Below are 24,596 nucleotides of genomic sequence, written 5' to 3'. Positions count from 1 at the left end.
TCATTATGTTAGAGAAATCAGAAAATTTCAATATTAACTAGCTTAATAGGGAAAATGGTGATAGACAAAAAGACACCGATGATACACGATTGGAGGTCATGATATGGAGCGAAACGATCAGTTTACACATACTTTACAGCAAAAAGATCATGAAAACATTTGGCATCACATGTCTATCTATAACGACAAAGCACCTCCCATTATTGAACAGGGAGAAGGGGCATGGATTACAGATAGTTTAGGCAATCGCTTTTTAGATGGCATGTCAGGCTTATGGGCAGTGAATGTAGGGTATGGGCGTGAGCGTCTTGCTAGGGTTGCGTATGAGCAGCTAAAAAAGCTTTGCTATGCTCCTTTAACACAAAGCCATGAACCTGCCATCAGGCTCGCTGAAAAAATAAACAGCTTACTTGATGATGACTATATGATGTTTTATTCCACTAGTGGCTCAGATGCGAATGAAGTAGCATTTAAGTTAATACGTCAATACCATCAACAAAATGGGGAAGGGAACCGCTACAAAATCATTGCTCGTTATCGGGGCTATCATGGCAGTTCACTTGGGGCATTAGCAGCTACAGGTCAGGCATTACGTAAATTTAAGTACGAGCCGCTGACACCGGGCTTCTTACATGTTGCTCCACCTGATCACTATCGTCGTCCAAAAGGGCAGTCAATTGAGGCATACAGCCTAGCACTTGCCCGAGAAATGGAAGAAAAAATTATTTGGGAGCAAAAAGAAACCATTGCGGCTGTCATTATGGAGCCACTCATCACGGGTGGTGGAGTGCTTATTCCACATCCAACTTATGTCAAAGAAGTCGAGCGCATTTGTAGAAAGCATGGAGTATTACTCATCATGGATGAAGTCATTTGTGGCTTCGGACGGACAGGTAAGCTATTTGGCCATCAGCATTTTGATATTCGACCAGATGTCATTACCATGGCGAAAGGATTAACGAGTGCCTACCTACCACTATCCATTACAGCTATACGGAAAGACATTTATGAAAAATTTAAAGAGACGGACGGCTATAGTCATTTTCGCCATATCAATACGTTTGGGGGCAATCCAGCAGCTTGTGCAGTGGCTTTAGAAAATATAAAAATCATGGAGGAGGAAGGACTTGTGCAGCGAGCAAGAGATTTGGGTATTCAATTCCTACATGATTTGCAAGACCTATTAGAGCTGCCTTTCGTTGGCGATATTCGTGGGCTTGGGTTACTCATTGGCATCGAGCTGGTCGAAGATAAACAATCTCAAACACCTGCTAAGCCTGAGCTAATCGCGAAAATCATGGCTGATTGTCAAGCAAATGGCTTAATTATTGGAAGAAATGGTGATACAGTTGAAGGCTTCAATAATATCATTACGTTAAGTCCACCGCTGTGCTGTACAGACGAGGACTTTGATTTTATGGTTGCTGTATTAAAACGAGTATTTGCAGCCAATGTCTAGCCTAAGGCGATTCCAAATGTGCGAAAAACACGAGGAATCGCCTTTAATACTGTCGTTTATGCCCTTTCTTCACCTCTTCCCAGTCAATTTCGATGTTATGCAACACACGTGTTAGAAGACTGTGAATGCAGTTAATCTCCTCATTAGAAAACCCCTCAAGCGCACGAGCATTGGAATATTCGCCCTCCCGTTTTAAAAAAGGATAGATGTCCATGCTTTTAGCTGTAGGAAAAAGTAATTTATTTTTCTTATTACCTTGTTCAATTCGTTTTTCAATAAAGCCTTTGGTCTCCAATTTTTGAATAGCTCGTGAAGCCGTTGTACGGTCTACCTTCAATAGCTCTGCGACTTTCTCTTGAATAATACCTGGATGTTCACAAATACGGATGACATATAAATATTGCCCCTTTGTCAAATCCAATTCCTTGAATTCAATATTGCTTATCGAGTCTAATGCCCGTGCTATGGCACCTATTTCACGTAAGATTTCTTTCATGTTCGATCCTCCTGAGATTTTTGTTGTAATTGCAATAAAAATCATTCTATACTAATACTATCATCTTCAAAGTGAAATTGCACCTAGAGAAGATGATAAGGCAGGAGAAACTAGGAGGAATAGTAATGACTATAAAAAAAGTGACAACTGAAGCAGAATTACAAACAGCGTTTGATTTTAGACGAAGCGTTTTTATTGAAGAGCAGCAAGTCCCTGAGGAAGAAGAATATGATGAATTTGATGCACTGGATGCTCCATGCGATCATATTTTGGTGTATTACAATGAGCAACCTGTTGGAACAGGGAGACTTCGAGTTGTAGAGGACTATGGCAAATTGGAGCGTATTTGTATATTAGAAGAATACCGCAAATATGGCCTTGGTAAGGAAGTTATTGTGGGCCTAGAGCAAATTGCTCGAGATAAAGGGCTAACAAAAGCAAAATTAAATGCTCAGTCCTATGCAGAAGGCTTTTATGAAAAATTAGGCTATCAGCGTGAAGGTGAAGAATTTATGGATTGTGGCATCCCCCATATTTTAATGAAGAAATACTGGTAGCAGACGAAATTCACACGATTATAGAAAATGCCAGACTTAGCGTCATACGTTGTAACTTTTTAATCGTTGCTCGGGTCTACTGCTGAAAGGGGGGATGTTGTTGAAGAAATGGATATGCCTTTGTATCATGTGTTTGTTGTTACTGACTGCTTGCGGTAGTCAAGTCATCATCGAATGGGTTGATTTAATCGAATGGGATGGTAAGCAATATGAAGCTGTATATGAAGTAGCGTTAGCCGATCGTTCATTCATTGATAAGGAAATAGGGGAAGTTGATTTTAAAGTGGCAGATCATATCAAAAGAACTTCCTATCGCTTTAAGGATGGCGATGCAGCCTTCCATGAGAAGGGAACAAAGCTTTATGCGATAAAGGGTCTGGACGATGCCATTGCGGTAGAGGATCAGTCGGTTATTAATGGCTATCGAATTTATATGAAAAGAGCTGAAGCTCCGCCGCGACGGAATTTTGATCAGGTTCCATTAGAAGAAGTGAAGAAAATAGAATTCTACTCATCTACGGAAGAAGGCAATCGGAAAACGGCTAGCTTTACAGACCAATCTGACATGGAAGCTATAAAGGCAATTTTAGTCAATAGTAAACCAGCCCCATCCTTTGAGCCAAATGGGGATACGAACCGTTATGATGTACTCCTTTATACAGACGATGCCATTGCTTTTCAATATGGCATACAATTTGATGGTACTACTTATTTTTGGTTTCCGTCAGAAAACGCGATTTTATCGAATGATATACAGCAGTTTATTTCCAAAGATTAGCGTACTTCTCTAAAGAGAATTGCATGCTACTTTCTGTAATGGTTAGGCGATCAGGAAGATTAACACTTTGGCAAAATGTTCCAATTAAAGAAAGCTGCCCAAACGATAAGGCAGCTTTCCTTTATTTTTTCTTTACAACCGTACCTGCAAAGCTATCATGAGGAAGACGTTGACCATGCTGCTGCTCGAAGGCTTGGCGATCTTTTAGATAATCGAACGTACTGATAGTGTCTCGATAAGCCATGCGTTTAATAATTTGACATTCTGATAATGGACGACCATCTTCATTTTCGAGTGTCAATCCCATTGCTTTGTAGCCAATCGTTTGTCCGTTTTTACGGAGTTGTGCATATTCTAGCGCCCACAATACCACGGTTGGCGTAACGAGTGCATGAACAGCCTCATTTTTTACTTTTTTTCGTAGGAAGTATTCAACCCCAAACGTGACAGCTGTTGAAACAGCTGTATCGATTAAAAATGCAGCTGTGCGTTTTTTTGTCATCGATTCCATATAAGCCCTCCTTTAATGACCTGTCACTAGTACATACGAACAATAAGGACAAAAAGTTTCGATTTATCCTAGATTCATATCTAATGAAAGTACAGGATAGGATGGAATTGCCCCATGCTTTGTTGTTGAAATGCCCGCATATCCGTTTGCAAAAGATAGCAGAGACATTGCATACTGTTCACAATGAGCTACCACTTGATCTACTGTTAGTTGATGATGAAGAAATTGACTTAAAATCGCGCCAATAAAAGCATCACCAGCCCCAGTTGTATCAACGGTTTGTACCTTGTTAGCAGGAGCCTTCATATGATGCTTTTTCGTATATAAGGCAGCCCCAGCAGCACCATGTGTAATGATAATAACTTCTACATATCCCTTGAATAACGTTTGAACAGCTTCCTGTTCATCTTCTAGAGTTGTTAAAAACAACAGTTCTTCCTCTGAAAGCTTGACAATATGGGCTTTTGGTAAAAAGGCTAGAATGGTTTCACAACACGCCGTCTTATCCTGCCATAAAGGAAGGCGCACATTCGGATCGAAGGATATAAGGCTTCCTGCTTGATGTGCCTGTTCAATAAGGGCAAGATGTGCTTGTTTCATAGGACTCTCTACAAGATTAACAGAGCAAAAGTGAACGATATCGTGCGCTGTTAATAGCTGCGAGGGGAGGTATTCCTGTTTGTATAAGAGATCTGCAGCATGTCGGCGATAAAATTGAAAATCTCGTTCGCCATGTTCATTTAATGAAACAAAGGCAAGACTTGTTTCACCATCCGTTGATTGACGAATAAACTGTGTATCTACACCTGCTTGCTGCAACGTTTTGATTAGGAAGTCACCAAAGGCATCCTGACCGACTTGTGTAAGAAGGGCCGCCTGCTGTCCTAGCTTTGCACAGACAGCGGCTACATTGGCAGGTGCCCCTCCTGCATGTTTAGTAAAATGCTCAATGTTGGCTAGGGAGCCGTGCTGCTGTGTCGGTGTAAAGTCAATTAATAATTCTCCAATTGTGAAGAGCTTGCCCATTATGAGACCTCCTGTGGTAGTCGCTTTTTCTTAGGAACATAAATGGTATAAAAAATACCAGCGAAAATGAGAAGGATCCCCATCGTTTGCGTAAAGCTTGGCATAAAATCAAGCAATAGCATATCCAGTAAAATGGCGACAACAGGGTCGACAAAAACCAATACAGAGACAAGAATCGTAGACAGGCTACGAATACTATCAAAAAATAAATAGTAAACAAATCCTGTATGAATAAAGCCTGTGCCGAGTATATAAAACCAATTGGTTGACGTTAATCCATCAAACAGCGAGAAGTTGATAAAAGGCAGTAGTATCACGATTCCAACTGTTGTTTGAATATAGGTTAACGCATACGAGCTAAGCTTCGTGATCGTTTTGCTTGTTAGCATTGTAAGGGCATAAAATACTGCTGACAGTAATGCCCAGATAAAGCCAGATTGCATAAATTCTGAGAACGACACAAAATTATTGAGACCGATGATAAAAATACTACCGATAAAGCAAGTGATTGTTGCGACAAGTGCCTGAATGGTCATTTTTTCCTTCAAAAAGATAGCGCCTAAAATTAACACAAATATGGGGGCTAAATTATAGATGGAAATGGCAATTGAAATGGACATTTCCTCAAAGGCTTTAAATAAAAATACCCAGTTTAACACAATAAAGACACCGCAAATAAGCGTTTGAAAAATTTCTTTCTTATCCCATACCTCTGTTTTATGTCCACCAGTGATGAGCCACATACCACCTAGAAAGAGGGTTGCGCAAATGCATCTAACAAAGACAAGCTCTGTAGCGGGAACACCAGTGTGAACGGTAAAAAAGCCGATGGAACCAAACAGTGCCATGGAGACTGTTAGTTTAATGATTGCTGAGATGTTCATACGAAACCTTCCTTCTATTATTTTATGAAACTATAAGAACTATTCACGAATTTGGCCGTTGCCATGAATAACATATTTTGTTGATGTTAATGCAGGCAAGCCCATTGGTCCACGGGCATGTAGCTTTTGTGTACTAATACCGATTTCTGCACCATAGCCAAATTCAAAGCCGTCTGTGAAGCGGGTGGAGGCATTATGATACACTGCTGCTGCATCAACATTGTTTAAGAACGTCTCGGCGGTTAATTGATCTTCTGTAATGATGGCCTCAGAATGATTTGTGCCAAAGTATTGAATATGCTCAATCGCTTCATAGACATTTTCCACCAATTTAACGCTTATTTTTAAATCAAGGAACTCTGTCGCATAATCTTCCGCCGTAGCTGGAAGGGCAGCTGCAAATTGCTGACATACTGGCTCATCACCGATGATGGCTACACCTGCATGATGAAGGGCCGTTAAAAGCTGGACGCCATGTTCTTGAAACCAAGTAGGATGAATGAGTAAGCTTTCTGCTGCATTACAAACAGAAGGACGCTGTGTTTTAGCATTCAGACAGATTTTTTCTGCTTTTATGTAATCCGCCATTTCATCCACGTAAATGTGACAGTTGCCTGCACCTGTTTCCAGTACAGGAACAGTCGCTTCATTGACAACTAAATCGATCAGGGCTTTGCCACCGCGAGGAATGAGCACATCTAAGTACTCTTTTAAATGGAAGAGTTCTTTGGCTGTTTCGCGGCTTGTATCCTCAATTAATTGAACAGCATCTGTAGGGATGGATGTTTTAGCAAGCGCGCGATGAATACTTGCAACAAGAGCCATATTAGAAAACTTAGCAGAGGAGCTTCCACGCAAAATAACTGCATTGCCCGTTTTTAGGGAAAGTGTTGCTGCATCGATCGTGACATTTGGTCGAGCTTCATAGATCATACCAATAACACCAAGTGGCACAATTCGTTTTTCAATGCGCAGCCCATTGTCTTTTTCAATGCGTTCAACAATTGTACCTACTGGATCGTTTAAGGAGATGAGTAAATGAATGGCATCGGCCATTGCCGCAATCCGTTCTTCATTGAGCATGATGCGATCTAACGTAGACGCAGGAATACCTTGCTGCTCACCCTGTGCCAAATCCTTTGCATTTTCAGCCATGATATCAGGTTGATCGATTAATAGCTGTTCTGCAATTTTTTTCAGTGCCTCATTTTTCTCGCAGGTTGTTTTAATATTTAACATGTAGCTTGCGGCTTTTGCGCGTTGTCCTTTTTCTTGAATTTCACTTGTCATTTGTCATTCCTCCTTAATTCGTTTGAATTTTCAGCCATTTGTCTCGGTGAATTACCTCAATAGGGCTTTTCAGCAATGTATCAGTCCGTTTTCCCATGGCAGAGATAAGCTCTTGGGATGAGTACAGTACTTCGCCGCGTCCTAGTAAGTCCTTCTCACTATAGACTTCAACAACATCACCATTTACAAAATCACCTTCTACACGATAGACGCCAGCAGGTAATAGACTTTTCCCATTATTCATTAAAGCCTGTTCAGCACCACTATCTATAAAAATCTTACCAGAAATTTCCGTAAGTGCAATCCACTGTTTATGATTTGTTAACACAGCAAGCTCGTCATGCTCCACATAAGTGCCATCACCTTGTCCTGCTAAAATATCGACGAGCTTCTGTGCACCATGACCTGTTCCGATAAATACCTTCACCCCTGCACGTAGCGCTGTTCGGGCCGCCAGAAGCTTAGAGGCCATGCCACCTGTGCCAACCTTTGATCCTGTACCATCCGCAAAGCTTAGCAGATCATCTGTAATAGCCGCTAATCGATCAATGCGCTCTGCCTGAGGGTTTTTATTGGGATTGGCATTATAAAGGCCATTGATATCTGTTAAAATGATGAGCTGATCTGCGTGGACAAGTCCACTGACGAGTGCTGAAAGCATATCGTTATCTCCAAAGGTTAATTCACTAATTGACACTGTATCGTTTTCATTAATAATCGGTAGCATGGATCGTTCTAACAATTCCTCGAAAGTCGCATAGGCATTTTTATAGCATTCTTTTTTAGAAAAATCTGTTCGCGTCAATAATATCTGTGCAGGCATGATATCATAAATACTAAATAAGGCACTGTACGTTTGAATAAGTAGGCTCTGTCCTACAGCAGCAGCTGCCTGCTTTCCTTTCACTGTCACAGGGCGAGCAGGGTAGCCTAGTTGTTTAAAACCCGCCGCTACAGCACCTGACGAGACAAGCAACACTTCATGACCCAATTTCTTCAACTCGGCGATTGCCTGCACATGGTCCATTAAGCGAACTTTATCGATTTCACCCTTCACATTCGTTAAAGAGCTACTACCAATCTTAACAACAATTCTTTTTCTCTCCATCTCACTACCTCCATCATTGCTGAATCAAGATAAAAAAAGCCTTTTCATCCTAAAAATTAGGACGAAAAGACTTGCCTTCCGTGGTACCACCTACATTGAATATCATGCGACATTCCACTTTTCTCATAACGCTCGAGACTGCGCCTAGTTTGGCTAGGACGTTTCACGAAGTAGGTTTCATTAGTCTTTCTTGTACAATGCCTTTCAGCCGATGGGCATCGCTCTCTTTTCAAGCAGTGGCTAACTACTGGTCTTCGTTCGTTTTCTCATCTATTGACTAAAGGATGCACTACTTCTATAAGTCTGTCAAGCTGAATGGGTAAATTACTTGAAAGTTTTGATAAATTAAGAAAGGGATGCGCTAAAACGCTAAAGAGGTCGCTTATTCAATTATTTAAACCACCAAATCGCAATGAAAAGGGGAAGCATAGCCAATACAATGACAAAGAAACTCCAAATGACTTGTTTCCCCGAAGACATATTTTTGGGTTTAATGCTCATTTGTTCATACAGCTGGTTAATGGCCCGTTGCTCTTTCGCATAAAGCATTGCTTGAAATTCTTCGTAATCTTGTATATAGCTAGATGGGGCACGTGGACTGAAGCGTAAATTTCGAATGGAATCTGTAATCTCTTTGTCAGCCATCCAATACGTGATGACAGGTGCTAAGCCCGCGTTTTGTGTGGCCTTTACCTCAATGTCATGGGATTTCATTTTATAGTAAACCTGTCCATGCTCATCCTCATATTGCGTGACAATATCACTTACTGCCATTATCAATCACCTCTTATGGAAGTTATCTGGTTTATCATGAGTTTCTACTATTATAATGGATTAGGGAAGAAAAGTATCGCTTGAGCGAGCATAAATTGTGAAACCAAAATTTAAAAAAAGTTTTGGATAAAGTCATAAACTTACATCTAGTGAGAACAACGTCATGTAGTATAATGTATATAGTTTTTTAAAAGAAGTTGAAGGAAGGGAAAGTTTTGGACATCTCAACGTTATTTGCGTTTTTAGGGGCTGCGATGATTTTAACCATTATGCCAGGGCCCGATAATTTATTTGTGCTTGCCCAAAGTATTACACAAGATAAAAAAGCGGGTATTGCCACATCTCTTGGATTGTGTACAGGGCTACTTGTTCATATTAGTGCAGCAGTACTTGGTATTTCTGCGATAATTTATCAATCGACCATTATTTTTACCATCGTCAAATTTGCAGGAGCAGCGTATTTATTATATTTAGCTTGGCAATCATTTCGTGCTAAAGGAGACCCTTTTACGTTGCAACAGCAAAATACGCAAGCCTATATTAAATTATATAAAAAAGGAATATTAATGAATATTTTAAATCCAAAAGTATCGTTATTTTTCCTAGCGCTGTTACCACAGTTTGTTAATCCATCGCAAGGACATGTGGCGTTTCAAATGCTTATTTTGGGTATTGTATTTTTAATACAAGCGCTTGTATTATTTTCATTGTTTAGTATATTTGCAGGGAAAGTTAGACAAGTCATTATTGGTAAACCTGCGATTGCTAAACGACTAAATACAGTTCAAGGTATTCTATTCACATTTATCGGGATACAGATTGCCATCAGCAAACAGTAGGGAGGAATGGACATGGCTATTTTACATATTACCTTTAGCTTAGCAACGCAGGGTTCTATGAAACTTGCAATTCGTCAACATCGTTTGCAGCGAAGTGAATCAGTTCTAAGTGTCCATGATGATCTCTCGATTGGACCTCTTCAAAACTTTGAAGAACGTAAAACTTGGTTAGCCACGCATATTTTAGATGATGATGACCAGCAATTGTATGATGAGATGTATGAAAACTGGAGGAAAAAAATCGCTAATTTACCTTGTGATGTGGATGTGTGGATTTGGTATAGTCACAACACACATGAACAGATAGGACTGCGCTATGTGATGAGTGAGTTAATTCATAAATGCAGTATGGTGTATGGTATTGATGCAACGGAGAATCTGAAGAGTATTCACCCCAATTTAGACATTCGCCATACAGGCGAGCTTTCCTCGGAAATGCTAATGAAGCTTCGCCCTAGTGCAAAACGATTCTCTGTGCAAGAATGTCAGCAACTCGCTAAGGAATGGGAAAACATTAAAGAACAGCCAAGTACATTACGGTTATGGAAAAGTGAACTATTGCATGTAGAGGAAGATGCAATGGATGCATACATTATCGCCAGTGCAAAAAATTTGCATTTACAGCAAAATGAAGAGTGGCTAATGCCTACGCATATTTTGGCACAGACATTTGAAACATTTGTCCATTATGTAGGAAATGATTTTGTAGAGTATCGCTTACTGATGCTCGTCGAACAGGGAGTATTTGCAATGAAAGGCGATACAACGGATATTTTTTCCTATCAGGTTAAATTACTTTAATACATTTAAGAGAATGAACAGTAAAAAATCAGGCGAGCAAAGCCTGATTTTTTATTGTGCCAAATGCTTGAAGCCGTTTGTATTAGTAGTGCTCAAAGTCAGTCGTTTCAACATAATGATTCAGCACAGTAACTTAACCTTTTTAATTTTGATAACACTTTTCATATTCATCTTTCATTAACAAACTTTGACAAGCCAAGCCATTTTCATGATAAATCTCTTTATCAATACTTAATACTATACTTCTATTTGAATTGGTATAATTAGGCTCTTTATTAACAATGGATAATTTTTCTTCGTCTAGCCATTCCATCGAGAATTGACTTTTTGCCTCTGCATAATAGACGATTTTGTTTGTGTGAGCATTATTATTTAAAATTTCTATCCATACATGAACACCACCACTTGGACCTGCACCACCATATGGTTCATAATAAGCGTGCGCTGTATATTCCCCTGTAGGAGATGACACAGATTCGGGCACCTTTTGCGTATCTTTTTTATCTAAAGTACTAAACGTAAAAAAATATTGGATATATATAAATATTCCCAAAAACAGTACTAAACCTGTCAATAGTGCTGTTAGTGTTTTTTTAGGGAAGTTTTTCTGTTTAAAAAAGAAAATCATTAATTTGATTACAAAAATGAACAATACGATCAAGGTAAATAAAAATACAAAGAAACCTAATGTATTAAGTAATAAATTCAAATTATTACCTCCCTAGTATGGTAAAACAGTGCCTTTTAGAAAATAAAGCGAGTAACAAGGACATCTAGATGATGTTGTTACTCGCTCTTTCTATTTATTGTCATAAAAATCAAAGACAAATTGTTTAAACTGACGTGCAGATGGCGATAAATAACGATTTTCTATCCAAGCCATGCCGATAATTCGTTCACATACCATATCCTCAACATGGATTTTAACGATTTTTTTGGGGTTTAAATCCTCATCATCGGGTAGTAAGGAAACGCCAAGCCCCGCACCAACAAATCCAGCGATTGTCGATACTTCATCACCTTCATAAGAAATTTTAGGCTTAATGCCCGCAGCATTTAATAAGCGATCAGCTGAGCGGCGTAATGCATAGCCTTTTTTCATTAAGACAAAACTTTCATGCTCTAATTCTTTCATTTTGATGCTTTTACGATGGGCTAATGGATGGTCAATTGGGACCATTATAAAGAGCTCATCTCGCCATAATTCCTTCCAACAAACTGGCGGCTCTGTATCGATCGCGGCTAGTAGGCACAAGTCTAACTCACCTGCCAGTAATTGTTTTAACTGTGAATGGGAGTAGTTTTGTGTGAAATGAAAACGGATATGGGGATGTTTTTGACGGAAGGCACGAATCAAGTCGGGTACAATACTCGTTCCAAGTGTATGTAAAAAACCGAGTGATACATCTCCAAGTTCTGGATTATTAAGCTCCTGTAATTCTAAAACAGCCTTTTCATATTCTTTACGCATGCGCTGGACACGATATAAAAATAGCTCTCCATATCGGTTTAGCATAATCGAGCGCCCTTGTCTGTCGAAAAGCGGTACACCTAATTCTTCCTCCAGCTTTGAAATTGAACGACTAAGTGCTGGCTGTGAAATCGCTAATGCTTCGGCAGCCCGTGTCATATGCTCTAACTTTGCAACGGTTACAAAATATTCTAATTGTTGCCACTCCATTTTTTTCACCTCTTTTCTTGTGATTTTTAAGTTATCTGCATTATAACGGGAAACAGACGGGAAGTATAGGTAACAAAAAATTTTTAAAAGGACGTTGCAATTATTTAGCAGAAAGGAAAAGTTAAGTAGCAGAAAGTGTGATAGTACAGCCGTTAAGTTGACATCATTCATGCACAATAAACATTGATTTGATAAAAACTATAAATTGTACATTATGAATAAAGGGTGATAAGATAGACACATAAAATACACAATTATTAATTTCCGTGAAGGGGATATCATAAAATGAAGTTAACAAAGCCACAACCTCTAACAATCGAGGGAGGCAAAAAAGCCGTACTATTACTGCATGGATTCACAGGTAGCACAAAAGATGTGAAAAAGCTAGGAGAATTTTTATCTCAACGAGGTTACACTGTGCATGCACCAATTTATAGTGGGCATGGCGTAGAACCAGAAGCATTATTAGAAACAAAACCAGAAGATTGGTGGAACGATGTAGTAGAAGGTTATAACTTCCTACAAAAGAAAGGCTATGAAGAAATCGCTGTTGTTGGGATTTCACTTGGAGGCGTCTTTTCGTTAAAGGTCGCAGAGACATTCCCAGTGAAAGCATGTGTAGCGATGTGTGCACCGATTACACGTGATAATTCAAAAGGCTTATTTACACGTTTGTACCACTATGCTCGTTTATATAAACACTTTGAAAATAAATCAAAAGATCAAATTATTTCAGAATTACATGAATTACGTATTTCACCGAAGGATTCATTGGACGGCGTAACACGTTTAACAACAGAAACGCGTGAAGAATTATCAACGATCAAAGCACCAACTCTTGTGTTACAAGGCTCACTAGATGATGACCTATATCAAGAAAGCGCACCTTTTATTTTAAATACTGTGGAAACAGACGACAAAGAAATCATTTGGTATGAAAACTCTGGCCACATTATTACATTGGACAAAGAACGCGATAAAGTGTATGAAGATGTTTATAAATTTTTAGATCATATTGAATGGTCAGTTGCAAACTAAGAAGGGGCTGTCAGTAGACAGCTCTTTTTTTGTTGAATCTCACTGGATAAACGAAAAAACTATTGTAATTATAATAAATGCTTGATAACATGATGAAATTGTAGTGAAAAATCATTCGATTAAAATAATTTGCTATAGTCTAAAACTTCTAAGGAGCACATCAATTATGCAACAAAAAATACCTTTTTCAACTTACGCAGTCATTGGTACCATGTTATTTGGACTGTATTTTGGAGCAGGGAACCTAATTTTTCCTATTCAAATGGGTCAATTTGCTGGGACTAATTTTTGGTTTGGATTAATCGGATTTTTAGTGACTGCTATCGGCTTACCATTCCTCGGAATTTTGGCAATTGGCTTATCAGGTAGTAATGGTTTACGTGATCTAGCCAATCGTGTTCATCCTATATTTGGTATTATTTTTTCATTGGCACTGTACTTAACAATCGGACCATTCTTTGCCATCCCACGTACAGCAACGGTACCTTTTGTAGTAGGGTTTGAGCCATATATTCAAGCACAGCATGCAACACTGCTACTTGCTGTATTTAGCTTTATATTTTTTGCCATTGTCTACTATTTTTCTTTAAATCCAGCGAAAATAATGGATTATATCGGTAAATATTTAACGCCTGCATTTTTAGTTGTTTTATTTATTTTAATTATTACAAGCATTACGAAGCCAATGGGCCATTTCCAGCAGCCAATTGGTGAATATATGGATGCCGCCTTTATGACAGGCTTTAAAGAAGGCTATAATACGATGGACGCCCTTGCCTCACTAGCCTTCGGGATTGTTGTCATTAATGCAATTAAAAGTGCAGGGATTACAGATCGTAAGGAAATTGCCAAGGCTACATGGACATCAGGTATTTTTGCGATGGCTTTAATGACGCTGATTTATGGTCTCATAACATATATGGGCGCTTCCGGTATTAATGCTGTCGGGACTTTTGATAATGGTGGTTTAATCTTTGCGGCAGTGGCCGATCATTATTTCGGCTCATTTGGAGCTATTTTATTGGCGGTCATCATCGTGCTCGCTTGCTTAAAAACAAGTATCGGCTTAATTACATCTTGTAGTGAGTTTTTTCATGAGGTATTTCCAAAAATTAGTTACAAATGGTTTGTGTTTCTGTTGTGTGCTGTATCCTTTACGATTGCGAATTTTGGTTTAAACAATATTATCAAATATGCTATTCCAGTTTTAATGTTCTTATATCCATTAGCAATCGTCCTAATCTTGCTCGCTCTAAGCTCATCCTTCTTTAAGAATAAGCAAACAGTGTATGCCATAGCGATGATTTTTACATTTTTCATTAGCCTGATTGATGGCTATAAAGCTCTGGTAGAAAGTGTGCCAGATGCGAAGTTAGGTGTATTGGATGCAGTAGAGAAATACTATTCTGCGATGCTACCTTTTTATGATATTGGCTTAGGATGGATACTGCCAGCGTTAATAGGGGCAGTAATTGGAAGCATGATTCCGTCTCGAAAAGTTATATAATGAAAGAAACACGCACAGAAAATGTCTCTGTGCGTGTTTCCTTATGGATTAGTAAGCTGTCCAGCCACCATCAACAGCAATAACTTGTCCATTCACAAAGCTAGCCTCATCTGAGCCTAGGAAGATCGCTAATTGAGCGATTTCTTCTGGCTGACCAGCCCGCGGATTGATGGATAGTCCTAGTGCTTGTCGTGCAGCACCTGTTTGGCTCATATTTGTCATAGAAGAGGCGATATTGGTCATCACTGCTCCTGGTGCAATACCATTACAGCGAATATTTTTATCAGCATACATAAAGGCTGTATTTTTTGTTAAACCAACTACCGCATGTTTTGAAGCTGTATAAGCAGCCCCAGCCCGTGCACCATATAAGCCACCTGCAGAAATATTATTGACAAAGACACCGTGACCTTGTGCAAGGAAAATTTCGGTAACCATACGCATAGAGCGCATAACAGCTGTTGTATTCACTGCAAATACTTTTTCCCATCGTTCATCAGAAATTTCTCCAACTGGCTCCATACCATCCATAATACCTGCATTGTTGACTAATATATCTAATTGACCATAGTTCGTTTTTGTTTCATCAAATAAGCGTTGTAAGTCTTCTGTTGATGCGACATTGGTTTGAATGGCAAATGCTGTTCCTCCAGCCGCTTGAATACCTTCCACAACCGCTTGGGCACCCTCTAAATTTAAGTCTGAAACGGCAACCTTAGCGCCTTCTTTTGCATATCCTTCTGCGATGGCTTTCCCCATACCTGAAGCTGCACCTGTCACAATGGCTACTTTACCTTCTAATCTCATCTCAAAGACCTCCTCATAGTAATTTCTGTACTTATTGAACATCTGTTCATTAAAATCATATAATAAAGATGAAAGCGATTTCAATATGCAAAAAAACGGGATGTGTTGAGTAATCAACACATTTGGACAATCTGTTTATTAAGGAGTTGAAAAAATTGCGCACTACGGATTTACGGATTATTAAAACGAAGCAAGCTCTCCACGATGCTTTATTGACCTTGCTTAGCCAAAAACCATTGGAGCAAATCTCCATTGCTGAAATTTGTAGAGAAGCAAAGGTCAATAGAGGAACCTTCTATTTACACTACGAGCAAAAAGAGGGGCTCTTTGAAGAATACTTTCAGGAGATAATGGAGGATTTATATCAATCCTATGAAGAACCCTATCGTGCCGTCACGACATTGGACACAAATCAATTAGATCCCAATACTATCCGTATTTTTCATCATATTGAACGCTTTAAAATGTTTTACCGTATCGTCTTTTCTAAAAATGTCCCGCTGACCTACTATTACATGCTATTTGATGGGATTTATTCCCTGCTAAAACGCGATATTACCACACAGCACATACATCAAATGGAGGATCATATCTCGATCGACTATTATAGTGCCTATCAAGCAAACGCCATCATCGGACTCATCATCCAATGGTATCGCGGCGATTTCAGCGATAGCGTGACCATGTTAAATCAACAGCTAGCAGCTATTTTAAAGAATGTGAGGAGTGGGGGATAGAACGCTTGAATTGAAGGATAGAAGAGAAAAAGTAGCGGATAGAACGCTCACTTTTAAGGATAGAGAGAGAAGTGACGGATAGGACGCCAAAATTGAAGGATAGTATAGGAAAAGTAGCGGATAGAACGCTCAATTTGAAGGATAGAGTAAGAAGCAGTGGATAGGACGCCAGAATTGAAGGATAGTATAGGAAAAGTAGCGGATAGCCAGCTCAAAGTGAAGGATAGAAGAGAAAAAGTAGCAGATAACCACTCAAAGAGAAGGTCTACATCAACTTGTAGACCTTCTCTTTTCTATTAAATCATCGGACTGGAGCTGGCTTAAATGTGACGATTAACGTAGCGATGGCTAGTGTCACGAAGATGATGATGGCCAATGAGCTACTGTTTTGCAGGAGATTATCAGAACTACCACCAAAGATGATTGTGTAGTAGCCATCTGCTCCATACGTGGCTGGTAGCATGGCAGCGACCTGCTTGTATCCTTCAGATAGCATTGTTTTTGGAACAAGTACACCTGATGTTACTAATTGGAGTGAGAGAGCACAAATATTAAATATCATCCCCATATTCCCAAAGGCAATCACAAATACTTGGGCCAAGCTAAGGAAAGCAAGATACATTACAGATTGGAAGAGATAAATCGACAACAGGCTTTCTTGACTATCGATATTAAAAAGATGCATCAAGCCAATTGTTATGAATGGCAATGTAAAGGCTACGCCCACATTGAGTAGCTGTCGTGCGAGAAACAATTGCCATTTTGATAGGCTGTCTTGAACGAGCTGTGCTGCTTGCTGGTGTTGCATAATCATAACCATCGCTCCCACAAAGGAGGAGATGATGACCATAAGTGGGACAAAGTTTGCAGCAAATCCCTTTACATCATTGGTTTTTACAATCGTACCATCGACGGCATGGTCTTTGACATTCATTACAGTCGTTTTGACAGAAGTGGTAATTTGTTGGGCAGTGTGTTGCTCGAAGGGAAGCTGAGCAAATTGTTGAGCAAAGACTGCAACGGCTTGATTTTGTTGCATTGGATAGAGGGCTTGATTGATTTCTTCTGTTAATTGCTTTGCTACACCCTCCATCATATTTTTCGCTACACTTGCATTGGCTTGATTAATCGCATAAATAATTTCAGCCTCTTTCCCTGCTTGAATTTGATTTGTAAAATCGGATGGAATTTGCATAATCATATTAATTTGTCGTTCGTTTAATGCGCTCTCAGCTTCCTTCATCGAAGAATAGTCCTCCATTCCAAAGGGGATGGAGCCTTTGATGTTCTGTGCTACCTGTTGACCCATTACAGAATCTTCCACAACAATACCAATGCTTAACTGTTCCGCTCTTTCATTGACACCATCATAGGCAGTCATCCAAATTGTAAAGAATATTAATTGGAAGGCAATGGTTGCAACAATGCCGATATAGGTTTCACGAACTCGCAATAGTGCTTGTAAACCTGTCATTTTTTATTCCCCCTAAAATTAAGTAAGTACTTACTTGCATTGATTAGAAAAATTTTTTCTAGGAAACGAGTCCCCTAGAAAAAATAGCAACACTAGTTTGTAAAAGTTCTTCAGTTGGTAAGTCAGACACGATAGTTCCAAGGCGAGCACGTGACATAAAATGACCAAAATTCAAAGCTATAAGCGATAACGCTGCTGCTTCAAAATCAACTTCTCTTATTTTTCCTTGTTGATGCATCTCTTGAAAATAGTGAATGAGCTCCTTTTTTATGAGGAGAGGGATATTGGCGATTTCCTCACTAATTTCAGGAAATTGAATAGATTCCTTAAAGCCGATCATGACAAAATCTTTAATCGACATTAAAAACTGAAAATGCTTCAGTGAGAAATTTAATAAATCCTTTTCTAATTCCCACGTTACATTTTGATTGATCTCCTGCTGTAGAAGAGGATAATAAGAAAATTGCTCAATAATGGCTTTTAATAAACCACGTTTGTTGCCAAAGTGACGAAAAAGAGTGACCTCATTGACACCTGCTAATTCTGCAATGGTTTTGGTAGTTGCAGCTGTATAGCCTTTTTCACTAATCAATTGTAGAGCAGCTTCGATAATTCGTTGCGCAGTTCCTTTCGTTGTCAAGAACATACTTCCTTCCATGCAAGTAATTACTTACATCCTAGCATAGTGTACGAGGATCTGCAACACTGTGAATGAGCGTTGACAATTATATCGACTGCTGATATATTTTGAATATATCGACTGGCGATATATTGATGGACGATATAAAGGAGGATTTGTATGACACAGGAGCATCCGCCATTAACAGAGGGCGTTTATTATATTTTATTAGCATTATATGAGGCGAGGCATGGCTATGGCATTATGCAATTGGTGGAAGAAATGAGCAATGGAAGAGTGCGCTTAGGGGCCGGAACCATATATGGTGCGATTAAAACATTGTTGGAACGAGGATGGATAGAGGCACTTGATGGAGATGGCAGAAAGAAAGAATATATTATTACTGAAACTGGAAAAACAGTGGTGGAATATGAAATTTTAAGATTAAGGGAACTTTTTGACAATGGTATCCGTATAACGAGAGGAGTTGAATAATATGCATAAATATCGATTGATGATTAATCCCTATGCAATAGAGAAGTGGGTCAATGACATGGCTAGTAAGGGCTGGCACTTAAAAAAATTTACATGGTTTCGTTTTACGTTTGAGCGTGGAGAACCAAATAGCTATATTTATCGCCATGATGAATTAGAGCGATTCGGTACGCACTATGAAGAGGAATTTCTCGAATTTCTCAAATCCTCTGGCATTGAACAAGTAGACCGCTCTGGAAATTTTGTATTTTTTAGAAAAGCAGCACAGGAAGGACCATTTGAGCTGTATACAGATAAAAAAACGAAAATTGGTAACCTGTCAAAAAAGATGAGGATCCTGCTTTCTCTTATTCTACTTAATTTGTTCATTGGACTGATCGGTTTAATTGGCGATTTTTCGGAGCAAACAACAGACTGGGTTGGTTTCTCGTTAAATACGCTGAATCTTGTGGTTGTTGTATTATTTGCCCTCCCATTCTATAAGCTTATGCGTATACGTAATCGATTAAAGAGAGAATTAAATGTATTTTCGGATTAACGAAGCGTCTATTATTTTCCGGGAAATCAGAAAATAATGAAAAAGGAAGCATGATTTTATAGTAGGAGTGATGCAAAATGAAAAAAAGAATGTATCGTTTTTTTATTGATTACGAAAAGGAAGAACGATGGGTCAATGACATGGCAGACCGGGGGTGGAATCTTAAAAAGACAGTAGTAGGCTACTTTGTTTTTGAAAAAGGGACACCAGGTCAATATATTTATCGAAATGAATTTATCAATAGAAAGTCGAAGGATTATTTTGAGTTTCTAGACGAAATGAATATCGAGTGTGTGTCTAAGTTTGGTGGGTGGGCCTATTATCGAAAATCAAAATCGGAGGGCCCTTTTGAGATATTTTCAGATGCTTCCTCGAAAATAAACTATATTAAATCCATGAATCGCATTTATATTCGCGCTACTGTTAAATTTAATCATTGGTATTTATAATCTATCGCTAGGTTTACGGGAATTCGTTGTAGGATCTATGAATACAAGTGTGGGGTGCATGAATTTGATTGTCGCCTTACTGCTATTCATTCCTATAGTAAAAAATGAAAATCGTAAAAAGGGCTTGAAACAAGACTTACATATATTTGAAGGATAAGGAGGAAGACAACATGACATTACAGTTACAGCAGGTCACAAAGAAGTACAAGGATTTTACAGCTGTAGATGATTTAAATTTTACCATTGAAAAAGGGGAAATTTTCGGTCTAATTGGTCAAAATGGTGCAGGAAAAACAACGACATTCCGAATGATTTTAGATTTACAGGAGACGACAGCGGGGACGATTACTTGGGATGGACAGCCAGTTAATGCCATTAACCGAGATGTCCTTGGTTATTTACCAGAGGAGCGTGGTATTTTCCCAACAATGAAGGTAGAGGAGCAGCTTTACTTTTTTGGTGAGCTACGTGGCATGAAACGAGCAGAGCTGAAAAAGGAAATAGATTTTTGGATTCAACGCTTTGAACTGGAGGAAAAACGCAAGGATAAGGCAGAAACACTGTCAAAGGGAAATCAGCAAAAGGTACAGCTAATTGCAAGCTTTATCCATAAACCTGCGTTTTTAATTTTAGATGAGCCGTTCAGTGGGCTAGATCCCGTCAATAAAGATTTACTAAAGGATGCTATTTTACTATTGAAAGAGCAAGGCACGACGATTTTGTTCTCCAGTCACCAAATGGACAATGTCGAGGAGCTTTGTGATCATTTGTGTTTATTAAAACGAGGTGTTTCTTTATTTTCTGGAAGCTTACTAGATTTAAAGAAACAATATGGTAAAACAAAGCTTGCTGTCCGTACGGATTGGTCAACAACACAATTATTGGCACTTGAGGGTGTCAAGGATGTGCGTGTAGAGAAGGAGCAAACAGTGCTTACATTAGTGGACGAAAGCTTTGCTCAAGGTATCTTTGAGCAGCTATCCAATGGGAAGTATATTGAAAAATTCAGCTTAGATTATTTATCGTTAGATGAAATCTTTAAAGATAAGGTAGGTGGCCATGTTGTCGAAGTTTAGTTTATTAATGAAGCAATTATATAAAGCTAAAATTAAATCAAAATCCTTTATCTTAATGACTTGTTTATATGTAATTGTCATGTCAGTGGCTGTCTTCTGGTCAGAAATTAAGGAATTATTCACAGGTGATGATGAAGCACAGCAAATCGCGATTATTAATAAAACCTCTGCTGATCTAAGTGGTATTTTTGTCTCGAATGGAGATATGAATTTTATTCAAGATGAGCAAGATGTATCGACCCTTGAAAAAGAGTAAAGGACGGCAAGCTGGATGCGATTGTGACGATTAACGACCAAAATGGTCAATTACATGCGGAAATTGCTACGTTTACACCACTGAAATTAAACGATCAATCTACATTATCATCCTTATTACAATATGCAGGACAACACTATGCCGTACAACAATTATCGCTTTCACCTGAGCAAGCGGCACAAATTATGGCAGCTCAAACAACAATTTCAACGAAAAACTTAAATGAGGCATCAACAGGTGGAAAAAGTGAAGAAGAAAAGCAATCAGGGCTAGTAGTTTCCTATGCGGTAGGGATTTTAATCTATTTCTTTATTTCTACTTTCCTATCGATGATTACGACTGAAATAGCCTCTGAAAAAGGCTCACGCGCAATGGAAATGCTGTTAGTTAGTGTCAAACCTGGGACACATTTTAAAGCAAAAATCGCTGGAGTTTTATTGCTCGCTTTAACACAGATGGGTATTATTGCGATCGTGTTCCTTATCTATGCGAAGTTTATCAAAGGTGGAATGGTTTGGGATGCAGCTGCTAGCATTGTCAAGGAATTGTCCGTTGGCTATGTCATCTATGCTATCGTATTCCTACTGTTAACAGTTATCCTTTATCTTATTATCGGTGCATTATTTGGCTCTTTAGTATCGAAAGTAGAAGAGGCGGGTCAAGTATTAATGCCTGCGATGATTATTACGATTATTGGCTTCTATGTTATGCTGACAGGCATGGGGAATCCAGATACAATTATCATTAAAATATTCTCTTATATCCCACTAACTTCTGGAATGATTATGCCAATGCGTATTGGCGCTACAGATATCGGTGGCATTGTACCATTACTTTCTTTAGGAATTTTAGTCGTAACGATTGTTGTCGTATACCTATTCAGTTTATCGTTCTATAAACGTAGTGTATTGACATATAGCTCTGGCGGCGTCATTCAAAAAATTAAAACGGTATTAAAGGTAACAACATAACATAATGGCAGCTACATGGATAATGTAGCTGCTTTTTTGGTGTCATGGTGCCATTGTTAGCAAACAATGTAAAGGAATTTACGGAATCAGTCGAATTTTGGCTAGAAAGAAGCTATAATTTATAAAAGGGGTGAGATGATGTTAGCTAAATCAGAGGTGGAGGCAATTCTTGACCGATCATCAAATCAGCGTTTAGCAACAATCGAAGAAAAAGCGCAGCTCTTTCAAAAGCTTCAACAGCTGTGTCCTACTAGTAAAGAAATAGCAGAAATTCTTCACTATTGCACTGAAGTGGAAATTTTTGTTGATAATGCTCACCCTAATCAATATAGTTTGCAATATAAGATACACCAGAATGGCTATTGTATAGCAGATTCGTATTTTTTCATCCTATAGAAAATGAAACTTTTTTACATGGTAATCGTAAGTAATTAGTAGAGATAAATTGCAGGGGGTAAAACATATGTCTGAATTCAACAATGATCTTTTAAAATCCAAGGACCCATTCGCTTCAGAAAATCCTTTATTACAGCCAAATCCACTTTTACAGCAAACGGCTGAGCAAAAGCCAGTACTTGTATCTGAGCAGGAACTATCACAAATCGCTCAAAACCAGCTAATGTTAAAGCAGGATCCAGAGGTTCATACACTTGCACAAAAAATTGATGTCAAAGATCAAATTGCCATGCTAGAGCTCGGTAAAGAAACGGCAAGTGGCATTTCAACCTTTTCTGATAAAATGCTCGCAACGATGAAAGCTAGTAAGCTGGAAGAATCGAGTGTGCTTTTAAATAACCTGAATAAAATTATGGATAAATTTGATCCACAGGATTTTGCGGAAGAGAAAAAGGGCGGTTTCATCTCCAAGCTCTTTAACAAAGGAAAAGAACAATTGGAAAGGTTCTTATCTAAGTATGACAGCATGAATAAAGAAGTGGATGTCATTTACCGTGAAATCCAAAAATATGAAGGGGAAATGAAGCGTAATACCATTGACCTTGAAAATTTGTATGATCAAAACTTAAACTACTTCCAATCATTAAGTAAATTTGTTGCAGCTATTGAAGTGAAAACAGAAGAGGTTCGTGCGTCTTTACCAGCACTTGAACAAAAGGCTCAAAGTGGTGATCAATTGGCAGCTATGGAATATGAAACAATGCTACGCGCTGTGGAATTATTAGAACAACGTCGCTATGATTTAGAAATGGCACAACAAGTATCATTCCAATCAGCACCACAAATTCGCTTAATGCAGCAAGGGAACAATCATCTAATTGCCAAGATTAATTCTGCCTTTGTCACAACGATTCCGATCTTTAAGCAGGGGCTTATTCACGCAGTGACATTGAAGCGTCAAAAGTTGATTTCTGATTCTATGGTGGAACTAGATCGCCGTACGAATGAAATGCTTGTGCGTAATGCTGAAAATATTAGTAAAAACAGTGTGAATATTGCTCGTCAAGCTGGTAGCCCAAGCATTAAAATCGAAACCATTGAAACAACATGGCAAACAATTATGGCTGGTATTCAAGAAACAAAGCAAATTCAAGCAGAAACAGCAAGAAACCGTGAAGAAGGTCGTAAACGTATTGAGCGTTTGCAATTGGAGTATGAGAAACTGAAAAAAATGTAAGGCTAAAGCTTCTTGCAGCTATTGTTGCAAGAGGCTTTTTTTATGGAAAGGGTAGGCAGATAGAGGCTCCTTCCACACAAGGGAAATGATCTTTGACAAAAAGCAAAATAGTGATTATGATAATGTTAAATGAGAATGATTATCAAATGGAAAAGGAAGCGGAAAGATGCTACACAAAGGTATTCGATTACATGTAATTATTCGTGGAGGAGTGAAAAAATAAATGGCAAATAAAATAAATCCCTCTACGTTGTCGTATGAGCCGTTTAAAGATGGAACGCTTGCTCTATACACGACAGATAGCTTAATGATTGTACCGCAAAGTCGCTATCTAGAGCTTTTGCATATGGAAGAGTTATATAATGCTATGTATAAGGATTTAGATAACAAGCAAAATGGTTTAGAACGAGAACGAAAAATGCTAAAAAAACAAAATGCACAGCTAACAGAGGATCTACAAAAGTTAAAGCAGCAAAACACGGTCTTGCAGAAAAAGGTCACTGAATATAATTGTATGGTGGAGGAGATGAAGGTGCTCCGTCAACAAAATACAGATCTTCTCATTGAACTGAGTAAATATACAGCGATGTCAAGAGAGTCATTGACGGGGCCCTTGAAGTCGATGATTCGAGATATGCGTGAGCAAGGGGTTGGAATTAAAGAAATCCATATTCGCATCAAGCGCCAAATCAATCCAGAGATTAGCTATAGTACTGTACGCAAGTATATTTCTGAGCTAGAGTCGGAACAAAAAGGTTAACAGCTTTTAAAAGGAACTAGAAATTTGGCATT

29 protein-coding genes are annotated in these 24,596 nt (G+C 38.7%); 17 read left to right on the top strand and 12 right to left on the bottom strand.

The window, feature by feature from the left end; translation table 11 throughout:
* Positions 1-103: 103 nt before the first annotated feature.
* Positions 104-1,459, top strand: coding sequence for an aspartate aminotransferase family protein (locus HXV90_RS07470; protein ID WP_112117777.1), 1,356 nt, complete (start codon positions 104-106; stop codon positions 1,457-1,459).
* A 43-nt stretch (positions 1,460-1,502) separates the two neighbouring features.
* Here the strand turns inward: HXV90_RS07470 and HXV90_RS07465 are convergent, their stop codons facing one another.
* On the bottom strand, positions 1,503-1,955 hold the full coding sequence (locus HXV90_RS07465) for a MarR family winged helix-turn-helix transcriptional regulator (protein WP_004229576.1): 453 nt from the start codon (positions 1,953-1,955) through the stop codon (positions 1,503-1,505).
* Positions 1,956-2,080: 125 nt separating this feature from the next.
* On the opposite strand from HXV90_RS07465, the gene HXV90_RS07460 reads away from it, so the two are divergent.
* Both HXV90_RS07460 and HXV90_RS07455 read left to right on the top strand, forming a co-directional pair.
* Positions 2,081-2,512: a GNAT family N-acetyltransferase gene (locus tag HXV90_RS07460; RefSeq protein ID WP_066037722.1), complete on the top strand. Its 432-nt coding sequence runs from the start codon at positions 2,081-2,083 to the stop codon at positions 2,510-2,512.
* Between the two features lie 100 nt (positions 2,513-2,612).
* On the top strand, positions 2,613-3,290 hold the full coding sequence (locus HXV90_RS07455; RefSeq protein WP_269898736.1) for a hypothetical protein: 678 nt from the start codon (positions 2,613-2,615) through the stop codon (positions 3,288-3,290).
* 121 nt (positions 3,291-3,411) lie between these two features.
* Here HXV90_RS07455 and HXV90_RS07450 read toward each other — a convergent pair whose 3' ends face one another.
* From HXV90_RS07450 to HXV90_RS07425, 6 genes are all read right to left on the bottom strand, one after another.
* The gene (locus HXV90_RS07450) at positions 3,412-3,801 is read right to left on the bottom strand and encodes an RDD family protein (RefSeq protein ID WP_048390139.1); all 390 of its coding nucleotides are present in this window, start codon (positions 3,799-3,801) and stop codon (positions 3,412-3,414) included.
* A gap of 63 nt (positions 3,802-3,864) precedes the next feature.
* Positions 3,865-4,827 (bottom strand): carbohydrate kinase family protein, encoded by a 963-nt coding sequence (locus HXV90_RS07445; protein WP_269898735.1) that lies wholly within the window; start codon positions 4,825-4,827, stop codon positions 3,865-3,867.
* On the bottom strand, positions 4,827-5,711 hold the full coding sequence (locus tag HXV90_RS07440) for a DMT family transporter (RefSeq protein WP_257961337.1): 885 nt from the start codon (positions 5,709-5,711) through the stop codon (positions 4,827-4,829). The genes HXV90_RS07445 and HXV90_RS07440 overlap by 1 nt, the downstream gene beginning before the upstream one ends.
* A 39-nt stretch (positions 5,712-5,750) precedes the next feature.
* Entirely contained in the window at positions 5,751-7,001 is a 1,251-nt protein-coding gene (locus tag HXV90_RS07435) for a glutamate-5-semialdehyde dehydrogenase (RefSeq protein ID WP_269898734.1), read from the bottom strand.
* A gap of 13 nt (positions 7,002-7,014) precedes the next feature.
* Positions 7,015-8,109 carry a glutamate 5-kinase gene (proB, locus tag HXV90_RS07430; RefSeq protein WP_054550834.1) on the bottom strand — a complete coding sequence of 365 codons (1,095 nt, stop codon included), beginning with the start codon at positions 8,107-8,109 and terminating at the stop codon, positions 7,015-7,017.
* Between the two features lie 390 nt (positions 8,110-8,499).
* Positions 8,500-8,883, bottom strand: coding sequence for a hypothetical protein (locus HXV90_RS07425; protein ID WP_004229554.1), 384 nt, complete (start codon positions 8,881-8,883; stop codon positions 8,500-8,502).
* 215 nt (positions 8,884-9,098) lie between these two features.
* Here HXV90_RS07425 and HXV90_RS07420 point away from each other — a divergent pair, with 215 nt between their 5' ends.
* Both HXV90_RS07420 and HXV90_RS07415 read left to right on the top strand, forming a co-directional pair.
* On the top strand, positions 9,099-9,722 hold the full coding sequence (locus HXV90_RS07420) for a LysE family translocator (protein WP_048390149.1): 624 nt from the start codon (positions 9,099-9,101) through the stop codon (positions 9,720-9,722).
* Positions 9,723-9,734: 12 nt separating this feature from the next.
* Positions 9,735-10,523 carry a DUF1835 domain-containing protein gene (locus HXV90_RS07415; RefSeq protein WP_269898733.1) on the top strand — a complete coding sequence of 263 codons (789 nt, stop codon included), beginning with the start codon at positions 9,735-9,737 and terminating at the stop codon, positions 10,521-10,523.
* 142 nt (positions 10,524-10,665) lie between these two features.
* Here the strand turns inward: HXV90_RS07415 and HXV90_RS07410 are convergent, their stop codons facing one another.
* Both HXV90_RS07410 and HXV90_RS07405 read right to left on the bottom strand, forming a co-directional pair.
* On the bottom strand, positions 10,666-11,232 hold the full coding sequence (locus tag HXV90_RS07410; RefSeq protein WP_054550836.1) for a DUF5412 family protein: 567 nt from the start codon (positions 11,230-11,232) through the stop codon (positions 10,666-10,668).
* A gap of 90 nt (positions 11,233-11,322) precedes the next feature.
* Complete coding sequence (locus HXV90_RS07405; protein ID WP_048390154.1) at positions 11,323-12,204, bottom strand: LysR family transcriptional regulator; 882 nt, start codon at positions 12,202-12,204, stop codon at positions 11,323-11,325.
* 285 nt (positions 12,205-12,489) lie between these two features.
* Between HXV90_RS07405 and HXV90_RS07400 the strand changes: the two genes are divergently transcribed.
* On the top strand, positions 12,490-13,242 hold the full coding sequence (locus tag HXV90_RS07400; protein ID WP_048390156.1) for an alpha/beta hydrolase: 753 nt from the start codon (positions 12,490-12,492) through the stop codon (positions 13,240-13,242).
* A 166-nt stretch (positions 13,243-13,408) separates the two neighbouring features.
* Positions 13,409-14,749: a branched-chain amino acid transport system II carrier protein gene (gene brnQ, locus HXV90_RS07395; protein ID WP_269898732.1), complete on the top strand. Its 1,341-nt coding sequence runs from the start codon at positions 13,409-13,411 to the stop codon at positions 14,747-14,749.
* A gap of 48 nt (positions 14,750-14,797) precedes the next feature.
* On the opposite strand, the gene HXV90_RS07390 is transcribed toward brnQ, so the two are convergent.
* Complete coding sequence (locus tag HXV90_RS07390) at positions 14,798-15,556, bottom strand: SDR family oxidoreductase (RefSeq protein ID WP_269898731.1); 759 nt, start codon at positions 15,554-15,556, stop codon at positions 14,798-14,800.
* A 155-nt stretch (positions 15,557-15,711) separates the two neighbouring features.
* Here HXV90_RS07390 and HXV90_RS07385 point away from each other — a divergent pair, with 155 nt between their 5' ends.
* On the top strand, positions 15,712-16,293 hold the full coding sequence (locus tag HXV90_RS07385; RefSeq protein ID WP_048390162.1) for a TetR/AcrR family transcriptional regulator: 582 nt from the start codon (positions 15,712-15,714) through the stop codon (positions 16,291-16,293).
* Positions 16,294-16,594: 301 nt separating this feature from the next.
* On the opposite strand, the gene HXV90_RS07380 is transcribed toward HXV90_RS07385, so the two are convergent.
* On the bottom strand, positions 16,595-17,767 hold the full coding sequence (locus HXV90_RS07380; RefSeq protein WP_269898730.1) for a YhgE/Pip domain-containing protein: 1,173 nt from the start codon (positions 17,765-17,767) through the stop codon (positions 16,595-16,597).
* A gap of 58 nt (positions 17,768-17,825) precedes the next feature.
* Entirely contained in the window at positions 17,826-18,413 is a 588-nt protein-coding gene (locus HXV90_RS07375) for a TetR/AcrR family transcriptional regulator (protein ID WP_269898729.1), read from the bottom strand.
* Positions 18,414-18,566: 153 nt separating this feature from the next.
* On the opposite strand from HXV90_RS07375, the gene HXV90_RS07370 reads away from it, so the two are divergent.
* The 9 genes from HXV90_RS07370 (at position 18,567) to HXV90_RS07330 (ending at position 24,564) form a co-directional block, all read left to right on the top strand.
* A complete protein-coding gene (locus tag HXV90_RS07370; protein WP_009374222.1) occupies positions 18,567-18,881 on the top strand; it encodes a PadR family transcriptional regulator in 315 nt (104 codons plus the stop codon).
* Position 18,882: 1 nt separating this feature from the next.
* Positions 18,883-19,419, top strand: coding sequence for a DUF2812 domain-containing protein (locus HXV90_RS07365; RefSeq protein ID WP_269898728.1), 537 nt, complete (start codon positions 18,883-18,885; stop codon positions 19,417-19,419).
* Positions 19,420-19,496: 77 nt separating this feature from the next.
* Complete coding sequence (locus HXV90_RS07360) at positions 19,497-19,868, top strand: DUF2812 domain-containing protein (protein WP_269898727.1); 372 nt, start codon at positions 19,497-19,499, stop codon at positions 19,866-19,868.
* Positions 19,869-20,038: 170 nt separating this feature from the next.
* The gene (locus HXV90_RS07355) at positions 20,039-20,944 is read left to right on the top strand and encodes an ABC transporter ATP-binding protein (protein WP_004229515.1); all 906 of its coding nucleotides are present in this window, start codon (positions 20,039-20,041) and stop codon (positions 20,942-20,944) included.
* Entirely contained in the window at positions 20,931-21,200 is a 270-nt protein-coding gene (locus HXV90_RS07350; RefSeq protein ID WP_269898726.1) for an ABC transporter permease family protein, read from the top strand. The genes HXV90_RS07355 and HXV90_RS07350 overlap by 14 nt, the downstream gene beginning before the upstream one ends.
* A 23-nt stretch (positions 21,201-21,223) precedes the next feature.
* Positions 21,224-22,171 carry an ABC transporter permease gene (locus HXV90_RS07345; protein ID WP_269898725.1) on the top strand — a complete coding sequence of 316 codons (948 nt, stop codon included), beginning with the start codon at positions 21,224-21,226 and terminating at the stop codon, positions 22,169-22,171.
* Positions 22,172-22,309: 138 nt separating this feature from the next.
* Positions 22,310-22,567 carry a hypothetical protein gene (locus HXV90_RS07340; protein ID WP_269898724.1) on the top strand — a complete coding sequence of 86 codons (258 nt, stop codon included), beginning with the start codon at positions 22,310-22,312 and terminating at the stop codon, positions 22,565-22,567.
* Positions 22,568-22,634: 67 nt separating this feature from the next.
* Entirely contained in the window at positions 22,635-23,804 is a 1,170-nt protein-coding gene (locus HXV90_RS07335) for a toxic anion resistance protein (RefSeq protein ID WP_048390185.1), read from the top strand.
* Between the two features lie 223 nt (positions 23,805-24,027).
* Positions 24,028-24,564 carry a hypothetical protein gene (locus HXV90_RS07330; protein ID WP_269898723.1) on the top strand — a complete coding sequence of 179 codons (537 nt, stop codon included), beginning with the start codon at positions 24,028-24,030 and terminating at the stop codon, positions 24,562-24,564.
* The last annotated feature ends 32 nt before the right edge of the window (positions 24,565-24,596 follow it).

Origin of the sequence: Lysinibacillus sp. JK80 (genome assembly GCF_027557635.1) — a bacterium.
Lineage (GTDB): Bacteria > Bacillota > Bacilli > Bacillales_A > Planococcaceae > Lysinibacillus > Lysinibacillus capsici.
This window is presented reverse-complemented; position numbering and strand designations above follow the sequence as displayed.